Below are 15,070 nucleotides of genomic sequence, written 5' to 3' on the forward strand. Positions count from 1 at the left end.
AAAGGCCTGCTAGATTACGAGCAGGCCTTTTTTAATGTTACATTTATTCCAGCTTTTGAACGAATTCCTTATAAAGGGCCCTAAGGGCATCTCCCCTGCTGATGATGCCCACGACTTTATCATTTTTGTCCACGACGGGGATTTTCTTGAAATGATGCTTGGAAAGGACCTTTATCAATTCATCTAGCGGATCTTCGGGAGATAGCTTTGTAATCCTTTTATTTTTAATGATTTGTGAGACTTTATCATTCATTTTGGATGTAACCTTTTCATCCAATTCTTCACCGGGAAGAACCGTAATGTAGGTGAAATACCCCATGATGGCTTCCTCTGCAGGTGTCAAGTAACGAAGGATATCCCCGTCCGTCACCATTCCCAATAGCTTATCATGTTCATCCACGACGGGGACCCCGCCCACTTTATTTTCGATCAAGATCCGCAGAATTTCCTTTAATGTAAAATCAGGACGGGCTACAAAGACTTCCCTTATCATGAAATCCTTAACTAACATATTACCACCCCTTTTTTAAGTTTGTACGTTCTGTATCCATCTCTCCTCTATTAATACCCTTACTTACTCTATTTAAAAACCCTTGCCGCCTGAACTGCCTTTTTCCAGCCATTATATAAATCCTTCCGTTCCTGTTCTTCCATCTCGGGTTCGAATTTCTTATCGACTGCCCATAGCTTTGAAATCTCTTCCTGACTTTCCCAATATCCGACAGCGAGCCCAGCTAAATACGCCGCTCCTAACGCTGTCGTTTCACTAATAACGGGTCTTTCGACTGGCACATTCAGGAGGCCGCTTTGAAATTCCATCAAGAAGTTGTTTTTGACAACCCCGCCATCGACCCTCAATGCCTTTAGGTTAATCCCTGAATCGACTTCCATGGCGCTAAGGACATCTTTTGTCTGGTAGGCCAATGCTTCCAATGTTGCGCGGACGAAATGCTCCTTCGATGTCCCCCTTGTCAGTCCGAATACAGCTCCCCTGACATCACTATCCCAATAAGGGGTGCCTAATCCAACAAATGCGGGAACTACATAGACACCATCGGCTGAAGTGACCCGCAAAGCATACTTTTCACTGTCTTTCGGATCATGCAAGAGTTTCAGTCCATCCCTTAACCATTGTATGGCCGAACCTGCGACAAAAACACTTCCTTCCAAGGCATATTCGACTTTTCCATTCAGGCCCCATGCAATCGTGGTCAACAGGCCATGCTCTGATTTCACTGCCTTTTCTCCTGTGTTCATCAGCATGAAGCATCCGGTGCCATACGTATTCTTAGCCATTCCTTTTTCAAAGCATTCTTGGCCGAACAATGCTGCCTGTTGATCTCCCGCCGCTCCGGCAATCGGGATTTCATGCCCAAAGAAATGATGTGGCGCTGTTTTCCCGAATATCTCCGATGAAGAACGAACATCCGGAAGCATCGATCGCGGCACTTGCAGGATTTCCAGCAGCTCTTCGTCCCACTTCAGGTCATGAATGTTATACATCAGCGTCCTTGAAGCATTCGAATAGTCTGTTACATGTGATTTACCACCCGAAAGTTTCCATATCAGCCATGTATCGATCGTACCAAACAATAAGTCTCCGTTTTCAGCCTTTTCCCGTGCCCCATCTACATAGTCGAGAATCCATTTCACCTTTGTACCGGAAAAATATGCATCAATCAATAATCCGGTTTTCTGCAAGAATAAGCCATCGAGGCCTTCATTCTTCAATTGCGTACAAATTTCGCTTGTTTGCCGGGATTGCCAGACGATGGCATGATGAATCGGCTGACCTGTTTCCTTGTCCCATACCACGGTCGTCTCCCGTTGATTCGCTATGCCAATTCCAGCGATCTGTTCAGGCCTTACATTCATTTCCGATAGACAGGAAGCGATTACCGATAAGATGGAGCCCCAAATTTCATTGGCGTTATGCTCCACCCATCCTGGATTTCTGAAGTATTGGGTGAATTCCTTTTGGGCAATATGCAAAACTTCCCCGCTTTTATTAAATAAAATGGCCCTGGAACTTGTCGTTCCCTGGTCCAATGATAGAATGTAAGTCTCCATGGCTGTCTCCTCCTGCACTTAAGAAAAGGTTCATTTCAGCTTAAGTGTCATGCTGTTTTTTCTTTCTACATTTTACTAGATATACCCGTGAAAACAAAAAATATATAAACTACAGCAGAAAACTGAATAATATTGGCAGGTTAAGAGTTTATCTTTTACAATGAAAATAAGTGGATAGGAGGAATGGAAATTGAATAATCATGAAATAGATTTTAAGGTATATGGAGATGACATGCAGTTTGTTGAAGTGGAATTGGACCCTCAGGAAACGGTGATTGCCGAGGCTGGAAGCTTAATGATGATGGAAGATCAAATCAAGATGGAAACCATCTTTGGTGATGGGTCTTCAAATGGTGACAGCGGAATGATGGGTAAGCTATTCGGGGCCGGGAAACGGCTACTTACTGGTGAGAGTCTTTTCATGACGGCTTTTACGAATGAAGGACGAGATAAAAAACACGTTTCATTCGCATCGCCATATCCAGGTAAAATCATCCCGATGGATTTAAGCGAGCTGGGCGGGAAAATCATATGTCAAAAAGACGCGTTCCTGGCGGCCGCAAAAGGCGTTTCGGTCGGAATTGAGTTTCAGAGAAAAATAGGGGCAGGCTTCTTTGGCGGCGAAGGCTTCATCATGCAAAAACTAGAAGGAGATGGAATGACCTTCGTTCATGCCGGCGGCACCATCCATAAAAAGGAATTGGCAGCAGGGGAGATTTTACGCGTCGATACAGGATGTTTAGTGGCAATGACTAGCGGGGTAGATTATAATATTGAATCTGTAAAGGGCGTGAAAACCGCTTTGTTCGGCGGCGAAGGTTTATTCTTTGCAACATTAAAAGGACCCGGAACAGTCTGGGTGCAATCTTTGCCATTCAGCCGGCTTGCCAGCCGTGTATTTGCTGCAGCGCCGCAAAATGGAGGATCATCCGAAGAAGGCAGCGTAGCTAGAGGCTTATTCAATTTATTCAACGATAAATAAGAACCGGACCAATGGCTGCCATCCTGGCAGTCATTGATCTCTTTTGAAAAGGATGGGTAGCTACATGCAGCTTGTTAAGTGGTCCTACATGAGACGCTATAATATCAGGGCAATTTTTGATCAATTCCCGAATTCGCCTGTTATTTTCCGGAAAATAAGAGATTACTATTTTGTTTATACCGTTCACTGGACAGCCGCCGATGCCCCTATCGGCATAAAAGAGCTTGAAGAAATGGAACAGCTGCTCAACCGTGAGCTCGGGACTGAACTGCAATATCTCTACCGAAAAAAATGAGTTACTCCTCGTACATCATTTTTCTTGTCATGCCTCCATCGACGATAAGATCCTCACCCGTAACGAAATTATTTTCCGTTGCCGTCAAATAAAGACAGGCCCTTGCAATATCGTCCGGTTTGCCAACCCGATTGGAAAAATGCTGCTGGTGATCTTTATCCCTCAGCGATTCATAATCTCCCGTTTCAATCCACCCCGGAGAAATCGAATTGACCGTAATTTTCTCTTTGCCCAAAGAAGATGCAAGCGCATGTGTCAATGCTTTGATCCCTCCTTTGGTTGCTGCATAGGATTCTGAATCTGGCTCAGACATCATCGCTCTGGTTGATGCTATATTGATGATCGCACCTCCCATTTCATTTTTCCGCATCGATTCTGCCGCGGCCCGGGAACAAAGGAAAACACTGCGCAAATTCGTATTCATCATATCGTCCCATTCCTCTATCGTCAGATCATAAAGCGATTTGAATAATGCCTTTCCTGCATTATTGATTAATATATCAATGGTCTTGTATGTTTTTAGAGTTACATCCATCAATTGTTGAATGTCACCTTCCCTGCGTACATCCGTTTTAACGAACATGGCTTCATGACCGTTACTATTGAGTTCTTCCACACACAGAAGTCCTTCCCGCTCGTCCAAATCTGCGAGAACGACTGAAGCGCCGCTTTCTGCATATCCCTTTGCCACGCCTCTCCCTATCCCATTCGAAGCACCTGTTACAATAACCGTTTTATTTTTGAAACCCATTATTCCAACCTCACTTTCACAGCCGCTTTTCCCTATCATAATATCCAATCCGCTCCACTTCAAACAATTTTGACCTAACTAAAAATCCTTTTCTTTATCATCAATAATCAAAGGACCCTTATATTTTTGTAGCTGCCCTAAAGTGATGTATGATAGATGGTAACAACAAGTATGAGCCAGAGTGAAAGGCATCCGCTATTATCTTTCTTACAGTGTAAAAATCTATATTGGAGGAATGTAAAAATGGACTTATTAAAAAATGTGTTTTCTTTAGGATTAGGTGCTGCCGCTTCTACAAAAGAGCAAATTGAAAAAACGGTGGACTCTCTTGTCAAAAAAGGCGATATCAGCAAAGAAGACTCCAAGGTCCTTATTAAGCAATGGGTCGAAAAAGGGGAGCAAGCCCAAAAGCAGCTGGATGATTCCGTTAAGGCCAAAGTCAATCAAGCGCTCAATGGCCTAAACTTGGCAACTAAAGAAGAAGTCGAGGAATTGGAGCGCCGTATAGTAATTTTGGAGAAACAGAACCAAAACTTACAACCTTGACAGGAGGTACTTGAATGTTTCGCAAGCGACTGAAACACGCACATCGTTACCAAGAAATCATTAATGCCTTCTTGAAAAATGGGTTTGGTTACTTCATCTATCGCCTTGGATTATCCGAGAATAAAGCGGGATCGAAACTCCAACCCGATGAAAACCTGAACCTCCGCTCAATCGGAGAGCGGCTGCATACGATATTACAAAGCTTGGGACCTACATTCATTAAACTTGGTCAGATTGCAAGTACGAGGCGTGATTTCGTTCCTGACGAAATCGTCCGCGAGCTTGAAAAGTTACAGGACCAGGTCACCCCCTTTCCATTTGATAGGGTCCGCAAAATTGTCGAGGCCGAATTGGGTGATTCTTTGGAAAACATTTTCCTTGAATTTAATGAAACCCCACTGGCAACCGCTTCAATTGGACAGGTTCATACGGCTCGGCTTCCATCACTGGAAGTCGTAGCAATCAAAGTGCAGCGGCCAGATATTCTGCCGACTGTGGAAACGGATTTGGAAATTCTCGATGATTTGGCAAGACTTATGGAAGCACGCATATCTTGGGCAAGACGCTACCAAATCAGAAAAATGATTGATGAATTTGCTAAATCACTCCGCGCAGAACTTGATTATAACTCCGAGGGTCGAAACGGGGAAAGAATAGCCAAGCAATTCATCAATGATCAAGGGTTTAAAGTACCAAGGATTCATTGGGAGTATTCCACAAAAAGGGTCCTGACAATGGATTTCATTCAGGGAATTAAGATCAATCATTATAAACAGCTTGATGATGAAGGTTATGATCGCCGGCAAATCGCGGAAAGATTAGCGAACTCCATGCTTCATCAAATATTGATCGATGGCTTTTACCACGGTGATCCCCACCCAGGCAATATCATCATATTGCCTGGGAATGTCGTCGCACTCATGGATTTTGGAATGGTGGGACGTCTGGAGGAAGAAACGAAATATCAGTTCGCCTCGCTTGTCATCAATCTGAAACGCGGAAGCACCAATGGATTGATCAAGACGCTTTCAGATATGGGTCTCTTGACGGACGAAATAGATATGGCCCCCTTAAGGGGGGATATTGATGAACTGCGAAATAAATATTATGATATCCCATTAAGCCAAATCAGCTTAGGCGGAGCAGTCAATGACCTGTTCACGGTTGCCAATCGTCACCAAGTCCAAATCCCACCCGAATTCACGATGCTCGGCAAGGCTCTGCTTACAATGGAGGCCATTGTCGAAGGATTAGATCCGAATTTCAGCATCATGAAGGCAGCTGAACCTTTTGGGGAAAAGCTTTTTAAAGAACGCTACAACCCCAAAAACATTGCGAAGAACGTCTGGAATCAATTCATCGAGTCTGCTGAAGCCATTGCCGAACTGCCCAAGGATATCAGGGAAGTGACAGGCATCATTAAAAAAGGGAAATTGCGGCTCGATATCAACATTCCCGAACTTCAAGTTTTTTTACATAAGCTTGATCAAATCTCGAACCGGCTGTCTTTCAGTATCATCCTGCTTGCATTCAGCATAATCATGGTCGGTCTCATTATCGGCTCGGCAATAGGCGGGGAAACCTTGATCCTTTGGAAGATACCGGTTATCGAAATTGGTTTTGTCGTTGCAACCCTGATGTTCTTACTCATGCTCTACACTATTTTCAGATCCGGAAAAATGTAAAACTCACTTAAAACGGGATTCAGATTGGTCTCATCCCGAACGTGGAGTAGGAAGCAATTTATCATGGAAACCATAGCCCAAAAACCAGCGGTAAGCCATATTTGTTTCAACATCTTCAATTGTTTTACTCATTGATCGAATTCCGATTGAAAGTCAGTGAGTGTACAAGCAAAAAAAATGTAGACAAACTCGATTTTCATCGAGTTTGTCTACAATCAAGGGAACCCCTTTGGTAAAGGGGTTCCCTTTTCTTGATTTGATTCATTGGTTATTTATCCGACGTTCATATGAAACGGCATACGCACTGTGGCGAAAATGTAAAATCCGGTCTTCCGTGCATTCGATTCCTTCAGGAATATTGGTTGGATCAAACAATAAAGTATCTTTACACACTTCCGATTTTTTCGAGATCATTAAATGCCCTATCGTGATTACTTGTTTATCTTCCGACCAAGCTTTAGTCGGATCGTCAGTCGGGTCATTTTCCCCTCCTATTTGGATGTTCAATTTAAAGCCCACCGGTCCTTCTTTAAGCCTTTTTTCCATTTCTTCATCCAGATACTCCGGCGACTGCTCGGCAACCTCCCCTTTTTCTAACATACTAAGGCCGGCATCTGGCACCCACTCATACTTGATTGCCTGCCGCCTTCCTTCCTTGTTAATGAAATAGAATGCGTGAATGGAGTAATATTGGCACGTTGAAAAGCTGGCTGGAGAACGCATTTCTTTAAGCATTTGTAGGCTTGCCTTGCTTTCAGGGTATTTCCACAGGATTTTTGCAAGCTCTTTCAGATTGGGGAAACCTTCCATTGCGGATTGGAAAAAGCCAGCAATATCAACAAACGCTTGCGGTGTTTTCGCAAAGAATAACGGAATGGTCACAGTAATAAGATCTGACACCTTTCCATTCGGCAAATGAAACTTGACTGCCATGCCCTTTACAGGGGAAATGGCATCAGGATGGCTTGGAATCGGTGAGCTATTTGAAAACCGAATGATTGCCGGCACGGCTTCATCCTGTAGATGCGAAGCGACCGTTAAGGGGGACGCTTTTCCGTTTGGGGTAAAAACCCCCTCATAAACATATCCCCTTGCATGCACACGCCGATAACCAGGATGTGTTCCTGCTACATTTTCAATCACATTTATTGCTTCCCTGGCCAGTTCAGGTTTGTAGTCGTCGGTTCCTTCCATGATACTCACCCCACCTTTTCAGATTATTATCCATTATTACATGTACCCCTTATTCCATTAGCTTATTCTTTCTTGAATCACCGAAAGCATTGATTGCAAAAAAACACCTGGCGCTGCAAACATATGTCATATCTTTATGGACACGTGATTTTATCCTTTAATTCTAGAACCGTTCAAAATGATTGGCATATACAGATCTCTTTTTCTTCCACTATAAAAATACTCATTCCTGTTCCGGCTCTACCTGTGAAAGGATCACATGGGTAACGGTTGCTGCAAAAGGAATGGTCCGATTGATGAATTCCTCCACTTCTTCAAGGCTCTGAGTGTGGATTTTCAGCATAAAGCAAGCCTGCCCGGCAATGCGATAACAAAAGTCAACATTCGGTACCTTGGAGATATACTTTTTGAATTTCTCATATTCCCCATTTTTTATCGTAGCTTCCACGATACACTCAATTGGAAAACCGATCTTTTTATGATCAATCTCGGCAACATACCCTTTAATGATCCCGAACGACTCCATTTGCCGTACCCGATCGGCAACGGTTGGGGCCGAGAGGTTTACTTTCTTTGCCAATTCCCTCATGGAGATTCGGCTATTCAACGTCAATTCGGCAAGGATGCTCTGGTCTTTCTCATCTATTTTCATTTTTAAATTATTTCCCTTCTTCTCTTTACATTCATTCATTATTAAACCACATTACTTTACAAACGGAATTAAAATTCCTGGATTTTTATAATAGGATTATCTCAAAGGAGAGATGTTCATGACAAGAATAAAAAAATCATCACAGGGCTCCAGTCCATTTCAAAGATTATTTCATTCTGAAGAGATTTCGGATAAATGGTCGGATCTCGCAGATTGCATATCTGCAGATGGGAAACTTTCGGGAAAATTGAAGGAAAACGTCAGAAGGGTGCTGGCATACGGTAATGGCTGCTCATACTGTCAGGCAAAAGGGACTCCGCTAAAGCCGGAAGATATGAAAGAAAGCTATGCAATTGCCTTTGCGGAAGTATTTCTCTTGCAACGTGAAAAAACGGAGGAAAAGTTTTTCCAAGTATTGAAGGAAGTGTTCAGTGATGAAGAGATTTCTGAACTATTGGCATTCATTTGTTTTACAACCGCCCAGCAATATTTCGGCGCTTTGATGGATTTAAAATAACACAAAAAAAGGAACAGGCCTTCCGCCTCGTTCCTTTCTGTAAAAAACCTACATTCTACCCTTCATTAGTTTGAACGATATCCAAATCCTTTATCATCATCAATTGAATGACCGCCTAGGATTTCGCACCATGATCCTCCATTTCATTGATTCTTGGAAGAATGGAGCGTGAAGGTACCGGGGATGTCAAAACCACAGATGTATTCAGATGTCCATAAGGTATTAATCGATCTATCAGTAATCTCATGCTGTCCATATCAGCTAAAGCCGCTTTCAAAAAATATCCAACTGTTCCTGTTACACGGTGGCACTCTATAATGTCTAAATCATTTTTCACTAATTGCTCAAAATCGGTAACAGGGACCTTAAGTTCACTCACCTGAATGAACACAAGTACACCCCTTCCAATTGCCAAAGGTGAAACCCTTGCGCTGAACCCCTCAATGATCCCCTTTTCTTGCAGGCGGTACATTCGTTCAGAGATGCTAGGTCGACTGAGAGCCAATTTCTTCGATAGTTCACTAATCGTAATGCGTCCATCTTTTTGTAAAAGTTCCAGTAAACTGACATCTATTTCATCCATGAAGCAACCGCCTTTCATAATGAAGGAATATAAGCATATATTTCTTTAAAATGTTGTATGGATAGCGAAAAATACATTCTTTTTTGTATGTAATTTTAACAGTTAATATTCTATCATTAAAATAATCAAATAGAAAAAGAAAATTCAGAATTTACCAAAGGGAGGAACCTGCATTGACTTTTACGAAAATCCCGGTTCGACAAAACATCGAAAGCATTAGCCCATATGTTTCCGGCAAGCCCATTGAAGAAGTGCAACGTGAACTTGGCCTTGAAACGATCGTTAAATTGGCATCCAACGAGAACCCATTCGGTTACTCACCTCTAGCAAAAGAAGCCATGCTTACCGAAATGGAGCAAACTTCCTTTTATCCTGAAGGTATGGCGCCTGCATTAGCTGAAAAGCTGGCAAGGAAATTGAAGATCAATAAAGACCATATCATTTTAGGTAATGGATCTGATGAAGTGATACGTTTGTTGACACGAACCTATATCCAACAAAATGATGAAGTCATCATGGCTGATGTGACTTTTCCACGGTATGAAACGAATGTATTGATTGACGGCGGCACACCTGTAAAGATTCCTCTTATCAATGGTGTACATGACCTCCAGGGTATGTATGAAGCCATAACAGAGAAAACGAGAATGATATTCGTCTGTAATCCCAATAATCCGACAGGAACGATCGTTCAAAAAGAAAAGTTGCGCTCTTTTATCGAGAAGGTGCCGAAACATATTTTACTGATCGTTGATGAAGCATACTATGAATATGTCGATGATGCAGAATATTTAGAAACCTTGCCATTTCTCAATATGCATTCAAATCTGGTTATCTTACGAACTTTTTCAAAGATTTATGGACTTGCTGCATTAAGGATTGGATACGGTTTAATGGATGCCTCCATCATACAAGAGCTAGTTAAAGTGAAGGAACCCTTCAATACCAATCGTTTAGCACAGGCTGCGGCATTCGCTTCCCTCGACGACCATCCATTTGTTAAGAATTGTGTTCGTAAGAATGAGGAAGGAAGAAGATATTTAGAGAATGAACTAAGCAAGATGGGTTTAACCTTCTTCCCTTCACATGCCAACTTCTTGATGGTCAAATTGAACCAGCCTGGCAGGGAGATTTTTGAGAAGTTATTAATCCAGGGTGTCATCATCCGTTCAGGTCATTTGCTAGGCTATGAAAATACCATCCGTGTGACCATCGGCACTCCGCTTGAAAACGAGAGATTCATAGCATCCTTACAACATATAATCAATAAAACATCTGGAGCATGACCACTCGAAATGAAGTTGCACAATATCAGTGATCAGTAATGAAAGATACGACATGGACGCCTATGCCCCTGTCGTATCTTTTACGTGGATTTATTTAGCGATATTCTTTTCTATAATAGGTGTTTCCTGTTTGTCCACACTTTTAAATTTAAAAATCGAAATCGAGATTAAGGCAGCCAACACAATCAGGCAAGCAATGATACTGATTCGATTCTGATCGCTGAACACGAACGTGACACAAATGATGCTTAACGTGATTACGGTAAACAAGGTTACATATGGAAATCCCCACAATTTAAAACTCGGAGCTTTGGGATATGAATTGCGAAGTTTAAGCTGCGCTAAGCAGATGCTGATCCATACAAGTGATACTACAAAACCCGGAAACGCCATTAATAGAGTAAATGCCTTGTCCTGTGCAACGAAAGTAATCATGGAGCCGACGACCAATACACCTGCACTTAATAGCAAACTGTACAAGGGAACGCCATTTTTTGATACATAAGAGAACGACTTGGGAGCTTCCCCTTCTGCAGCTAAAGAATGCAGCATTCGGGTACACCCATATATCCCAGAGTTAGCGGCTGATAAGACGGCCGTAATCAAAATGAAATTCATGATATGTGCAGATCCCTGAAAACCTGACATTGACAACACCTGTACAAACGGACTTGCCTGGTCGCCAATTTCATTCCACGGAATCAAACCGCAGATTACAAGTATCGGTAAGGTGAAGAATAATACAACTCTCCAAATATAGTTTTTAATGACCTTAGGTAAAATGCGTTCTGCATCCTTCGCTTCCGTTACCGTCACCCCTATTAACTCGGAACCGCCATAGGAGAACATGACGATCAGTAATGCCGAAAAGATGGACATCCACCCATTCGGGAAAAATCCTCCATGCCCTGTGAAGTTTTGCAGATAATTAGATCCGCCGCTTGGGATCACACCAAATAAAATACAGGCTCCCAATATGATGAATAAGATGATCATTGTAATTTTAATGCCGGCAAACCAAAATTCGAATTCACCATAATTTTTGACATTCATCATGTTAATCCCAATGATGAAGGCCGCACACCCTAAACTTAATATCCATAGCGGGATTACCGGGAGCCAATACTGCAAAAAGCTTCCTGCCACCACTACCTCGATGACACAAACGGACAGCCACATAAAACAATACATCCAGCCTACGATGAAGGAAAAGCGCTTACCGAATGCTTTCTGAACGAAGCCTTTCATATTCGTATTTGGATAGACAATTGCCATTTCCGCTATGGCACCCATGACTACTAGCAATAACAATCCTGCAAAAATATAAGTGAATATGACTCCTGGCCCTGCTAACGATATGGTTTCGGCACTTCCTTTAAAAATCCCAGTACCTATTGCCCCTCCCATTGCCATCATGCTAATATGCCTCGGCAATAATTTCTTTTGCAATGACCCACCATTTGACTCCATTTACATTTGCCTCCTTCATTCCATAATTTTCTCGTATAAATTAAACCCATTTCAATCGTTGAATGGCGAATAGATTTGTTATCTCATCAACCGTTATGGTTTAGGAGTGGAAGGATCCAAAGCCTTATTGAAAACTCTATACTTCCCCAAAGTAAAAATGATATCAATATGCCGATGGTTTTACAAGAGGGAATCATTGCAGGCCAAGGTCAAACCGGGACAGAATTCCAAATGGAGTGAGTTTACCGATAGCCTTGCCTTTCGGGGACAATTACCAGGTTTTTGACTCCATTAAGATAAATCATTCTAATCGGGGATTACATTGGTAATCCCCATGACTTTACCTTTTCCTATTTATTTACGATGTGAATGGCATGTCCCAAAACTGCCTCAGCCGCTTCCAGCCACCCCTCGGTCAAGGTTGGATGGGGATGCATGCTGAGTGCTATATCTTCGACCCGAGCCGCCAGCTCAAGGGCAAGGACCCCTTCACCTATAAGGTTGGAAGCATCAGCACCTACCATATGCATTCCGAGCAATATATGGCTATTGGCATCCACGATCACTTCTGCAAATCCGTCCGTTTCATCCGTTGCAAGCGCCCTTCCGTTGGCACTGAACGGGAATTTGCCAACCTTGACGCTGTATCCCTGTTGTTCAGCTTCTTCACGGCTTAAACCAACACCAGCTATTTGTGGTTCCGAGAAGATTACATAGGGAACATAAGGCGAGTCAACGGCACTCGGCATCCCCGCTATCACTTCAGCTGCCACGATTCCCTGTTTGGACGCTCGATGGGCAAGAGCCGGACCAGGCGTGGTATCACCGATGGCAAAGATGTGCGGGACATTTGTACGGCATTCCATATCCACTGCTATATGGCCTTTCTCTCCAACCGTCACTCCAGCCCGATCCAGGCCAATTTCTTCAGTGTTAGGGACCCTGCCAATTGTAACCAGGGTCTTTTCGCTCACGATCGCTTCCGTCCCCTGTTCTTCCGAGGAAACAAGAAGATGCACTTGACCATCCACTACACTCGCTTTCTCTACCCTAGAGGATGTTTTGATATTGATCCCAAGCTTCTTGGCATTCCGGGTGACTTCCTTTACCAGGTTTTCAGCAACGTGGGGGAGTATGCGATTGTCCATCTCAATGATGGTCACTTTAGTACCCAGCTTTGCAAATGCCATACCCAGCTCGATTCCGATATATCCTCCGCCAATGATCGACAAGCTTGCTGGAACTTCCTTCAGTTGCAAAGATGAAGTCGAATCCAATATATATTCTCCATCGACTTTAATGAAGGATGGAATGAAAGGCCTGGACCCCGTCGCAATAATTGCCTGTTCAAACTTGTAGGTTTCAAAATCGCCATCGGTTTCAACTCCAATGCGGTCATCGGATAAAAAAGTTGCTTGGCCTTTAACCACCGTCACTCCGTTTTCCTTACACAAATGGGCAATACCTTGCCCCAACTGGGTTGTGATGCCCGCTTTCCAATCCTGCCAAACTCCCAAGTCCATAGTGGTTCTTTCCTGAGGCAGCTGGATTCCCATTTTCCCTAAATCATTAAGCCCATGATATCGATCAGCTGCGTGAATCAATGCTTTTGAAGGTATACAGCCCCGATTAAGGCAAACCCCGCCCAGTTTATCCTTTTCAACCAGTACGACCGATTTTCCTAACTGGCCGAGACGGATAGCCGCAGCATATCCTCCCGGACCTCCTCCCATGATGACAATATCCGTCTCAACAGCAACTTCCCCTACTACCATTTATCTCATCTCCACAATTAAACGAATTGGATTTTCCAGCAATTCCTTGATTTTATTGGTAAATTGTACCGCTGTTACCCCATCAATCAAACGATGATCGAAAGAAAGAGACATATTCATCATTAACCGGATAACACCTTCCAAATCGCGAACGACCATGCGATGTTCCATTTTATGCAAAGCTAAGATGGCCGCTTCCGGATAGTTAATGATCGGGGTAGCGTGCATCCCTCCGATCGGTCCTACATTGCTGATGGTAAATGTACTGCCTGTGATTTGATCAATACTCAACTTTCCTTCACGGGCTTGAGTTGCCAGTTGCCTGATTTCATCAGCCAGTTGGAAAATGGTTTTTTGATCGGCATGTTTGATCACTGGAACAATGAGACCCTCATTTGTATTCGTCGCAATTCCAATATGATAATAATTTTTCAGGATGATTTCATTGGTTCTTTCATCAATTGAAGCGTTTAATGTTTTGAACTCCTTTAAGGCGATGACAATGGCTTTAACGAAAAACGGCAAAAAAGTCAATTTTATATCCTTATCATCTGAATACTCCTTTAATTGATTTTTAAATTCCTTCAATCGGTCCATTTCCAATTCATCTACATGGGTTACATGAGGAATGGTCGAAACGGACTTCACCATATGTTCAGCGATTTTTTTACGAATCCCTTTAAGCGGAATCCGCTCTTCCCGCTCATTTCCCATTATCGGGGCCAACTCTTGACCTGTCTTTTCATCATGCTGTTTAGCCTTTTCCCGTGTATATGAATCATTTTCTTTAAACTGCTTTAAGTCACTTTCGGTAATTCGCCCAGCCGGACCGGAGCCTTTAACCTTCTCGATATCAATCTTCATTTCCCTGGCCATTTGACGCACGAATGGTGTTGCCAGCGCACGCACTGCCTGATGATGGTGTTTAGTCGTAATATGCTCCGCATTGACATTTACATCACCGGATTGCCCGACTTGGTTTTCTTCTTCATTAATGTCTGTAATCGGAACTGACACATCGTTCTCTTCCTGAATTGTGAATATAGTGGTCCCCACTTCCACGATATCCCCTACGGAAAAAAATATTTTCTTAACCACTCCCGCTGCCGGAGCTGTCAATTCCGCATTGACTTTATCCGTTTGCACCTCAACAATGGGTTGGTCCTGTTTTACCGCATCCCCTTCCTTGATGAGCCATTGGATAATTTCCCCTTCATGCATCCCTTCCCCTACATCAGGAAGTTTAAATTCCATCATGCGTCAT

At 43.0% G+C, this 15,070-nt stretch carries 15 protein-coding genes and 1 pseudogene; 6 read left to right on the top strand and 10 right to left on the bottom strand.

What is annotated here, in order from left to right; all coding sequences use genetic code 11:
- Nucleotides 1-43: 43 nt before the first annotated feature.
- Both J7I96_RS04275 and glpK read right to left on the bottom strand, forming a co-directional pair.
- A complete protein-coding gene (locus J7I96_RS04275) occupies nucleotides 44-511 on the bottom strand; it encodes a CBS domain-containing protein (RefSeq protein WP_214769613.1) in 468 nt (155 codons plus the stop codon).
- Between the two features lie 68 nt (nucleotides 512-579).
- The gene (glpK, locus tag J7I96_RS04280) at nucleotides 580-2,070 is read right to left on the bottom strand and encodes a glycerol kinase GlpK (protein ID WP_214769626.1); all 1,491 of its coding nucleotides are present in this window, start codon (nucleotides 2,068-2,070) and stop codon (nucleotides 580-582) included.
- A gap of 190 nt (nucleotides 2,071-2,260) precedes the next feature.
- Here glpK and J7I96_RS04285 point away from each other — a divergent pair, with 190 nt between their 5' ends.
- Both J7I96_RS04285 and J7I96_RS04290 read left to right on the top strand, forming a co-directional pair.
- The gene (locus J7I96_RS04285) at nucleotides 2,261-3,052 is read left to right on the top strand and encodes a TIGR00266 family protein (protein ID WP_214769658.1); all 792 of its coding nucleotides are present in this window, start codon (nucleotides 2,261-2,263) and stop codon (nucleotides 3,050-3,052) included.
- A gap of 88 nt (nucleotides 3,053-3,140) precedes the next feature.
- Nucleotides 3,141-3,347, top strand: coding sequence for a hypothetical protein (locus J7I96_RS04290; RefSeq protein WP_222620127.1), 207 nt, complete (start codon nucleotides 3,141-3,143; stop codon nucleotides 3,345-3,347).
- Nucleotide 3,348: 1 nt separating this feature from the next.
- Here the strand turns inward: J7I96_RS04290 and J7I96_RS04295 are convergent, their stop codons facing one another.
- Nucleotides 3,349-4,098 (bottom strand): glucose 1-dehydrogenase, encoded by a 750-nt coding sequence (locus J7I96_RS04295; RefSeq protein ID WP_214770151.1) that lies wholly within the window; start codon nucleotides 4,096-4,098, stop codon nucleotides 3,349-3,351.
- 243 nt (nucleotides 4,099-4,341) lie between these two features.
- On the opposite strand from J7I96_RS04295, the gene J7I96_RS04300 reads away from it, so the two are divergent.
- Nucleotides 4,342-4,644 carry a phasin family protein gene (locus J7I96_RS04300; protein WP_214769661.1) on the top strand — a complete coding sequence of 101 codons (303 nt, stop codon included), beginning with the start codon at nucleotides 4,342-4,344 and terminating at the stop codon, nucleotides 4,642-4,644.
- Nucleotides 4,645-4,658: 14 nt separating this feature from the next.
- Complete coding sequence (locus J7I96_RS04305) at nucleotides 4,659-6,329, top strand: ABC1 kinase family protein (RefSeq protein ID WP_214769664.1); 1,671 nt, start codon at nucleotides 4,659-4,661, stop codon at nucleotides 6,327-6,329.
- 54 nt (nucleotides 6,330-6,383) lie between these two features.
- Here the strand turns inward: J7I96_RS04305 and J7I96_RS04310 are convergent.
- The 3 genes and pseudogenes from J7I96_RS04310 to J7I96_RS04320 all read right to left on the bottom strand — a co-directional run.
- Nucleotides 6,384-6,473 (bottom strand): annotated as a pseudogene (locus J7I96_RS04310) (transposase); the annotation flags it as partial.
- A 117-nt stretch (nucleotides 6,474-6,590) separates the two neighbouring features.
- Nucleotides 6,591-7,523, bottom strand: coding sequence for a catalase family peroxidase (locus tag J7I96_RS04315; RefSeq protein WP_214769667.1), 933 nt, complete (start codon nucleotides 7,521-7,523; stop codon nucleotides 6,591-6,593).
- A 223-nt stretch (nucleotides 7,524-7,746) separates the two neighbouring features.
- Complete coding sequence (locus J7I96_RS04320; RefSeq protein ID WP_214770154.1) at nucleotides 7,747-8,175, bottom strand: Lrp/AsnC family transcriptional regulator; 429 nt, start codon at nucleotides 8,173-8,175, stop codon at nucleotides 7,747-7,749.
- A 118-nt stretch (nucleotides 8,176-8,293) separates the two neighbouring features.
- Here J7I96_RS04320 and J7I96_RS04325 point away from each other — a divergent pair, with 118 nt between their 5' ends.
- Nucleotides 8,294-8,692 carry a carboxymuconolactone decarboxylase family protein gene (locus J7I96_RS04325; RefSeq protein ID WP_214769670.1) on the top strand — a complete coding sequence of 133 codons (399 nt, stop codon included), beginning with the start codon at nucleotides 8,294-8,296 and terminating at the stop codon, nucleotides 8,690-8,692.
- A 115-nt stretch (nucleotides 8,693-8,807) separates the two neighbouring features.
- Here J7I96_RS04325 and J7I96_RS04330 read toward each other — a convergent pair whose 3' ends face one another.
- Nucleotides 8,808-9,275 carry an Lrp/AsnC family transcriptional regulator gene (locus J7I96_RS04330; protein ID WP_048687446.1) on the bottom strand — a complete coding sequence of 156 codons (468 nt, stop codon included), beginning with the start codon at nucleotides 9,273-9,275 and terminating at the stop codon, nucleotides 8,808-8,810.
- 173 nt (nucleotides 9,276-9,448) lie between these two features.
- Between J7I96_RS04330 and hisC the strand changes: the two genes are divergently transcribed.
- Complete coding sequence (hisC, locus tag J7I96_RS04335) at nucleotides 9,449-10,561, top strand: histidinol-phosphate transaminase (RefSeq protein WP_214769673.1); 1,113 nt, start codon at nucleotides 9,449-9,451, stop codon at nucleotides 10,559-10,561.
- Nucleotides 10,562-10,651: 90 nt separating this feature from the next.
- Here the strand turns inward: hisC and J7I96_RS04340 are convergent, their stop codons facing one another.
- The 3 genes from J7I96_RS04340 to J7I96_RS04350 all read right to left on the bottom strand — a co-directional run bounded on the left by J7I96_RS04340 (nucleotide 10,652) and on the right by J7I96_RS04350 (nucleotide 15,063).
- Nucleotides 10,652-12,031 carry an amino acid permease gene (locus J7I96_RS04340; protein ID WP_214769676.1) on the bottom strand — a complete coding sequence of 460 codons (1,380 nt, stop codon included), beginning with the start codon at nucleotides 12,029-12,031 and terminating at the stop codon, nucleotides 10,652-10,654.
- Between the two features lie 350 nt (nucleotides 12,032-12,381).
- On the bottom strand, nucleotides 12,382-13,806 hold the full coding sequence (gene lpdA / locus J7I96_RS04345; protein WP_214769679.1) for a dihydrolipoyl dehydrogenase: 1,425 nt from the start codon (nucleotides 13,804-13,806) through the stop codon (nucleotides 12,382-12,384).
- Nucleotides 13,807-15,063, bottom strand: a complete 1,257-nt coding sequence (locus J7I96_RS04350) for a dihydrolipoamide acetyltransferase family protein (RefSeq protein ID WP_214769682.1) — start codon at nucleotides 15,061-15,063, stop codon at nucleotides 13,807-13,809.
- Between the last annotated feature and the right edge of the window lie 7 nt (nucleotides 15,064-15,070).

Origin of the sequence: Bacillus sp. ISL-78, from assembly GCF_018613455.1 — a bacterium.
Lineage (GTDB): Bacteria > Bacillota > Bacilli > Bacillales > DSM-1321 > Peribacillus > Peribacillus frigoritolerans.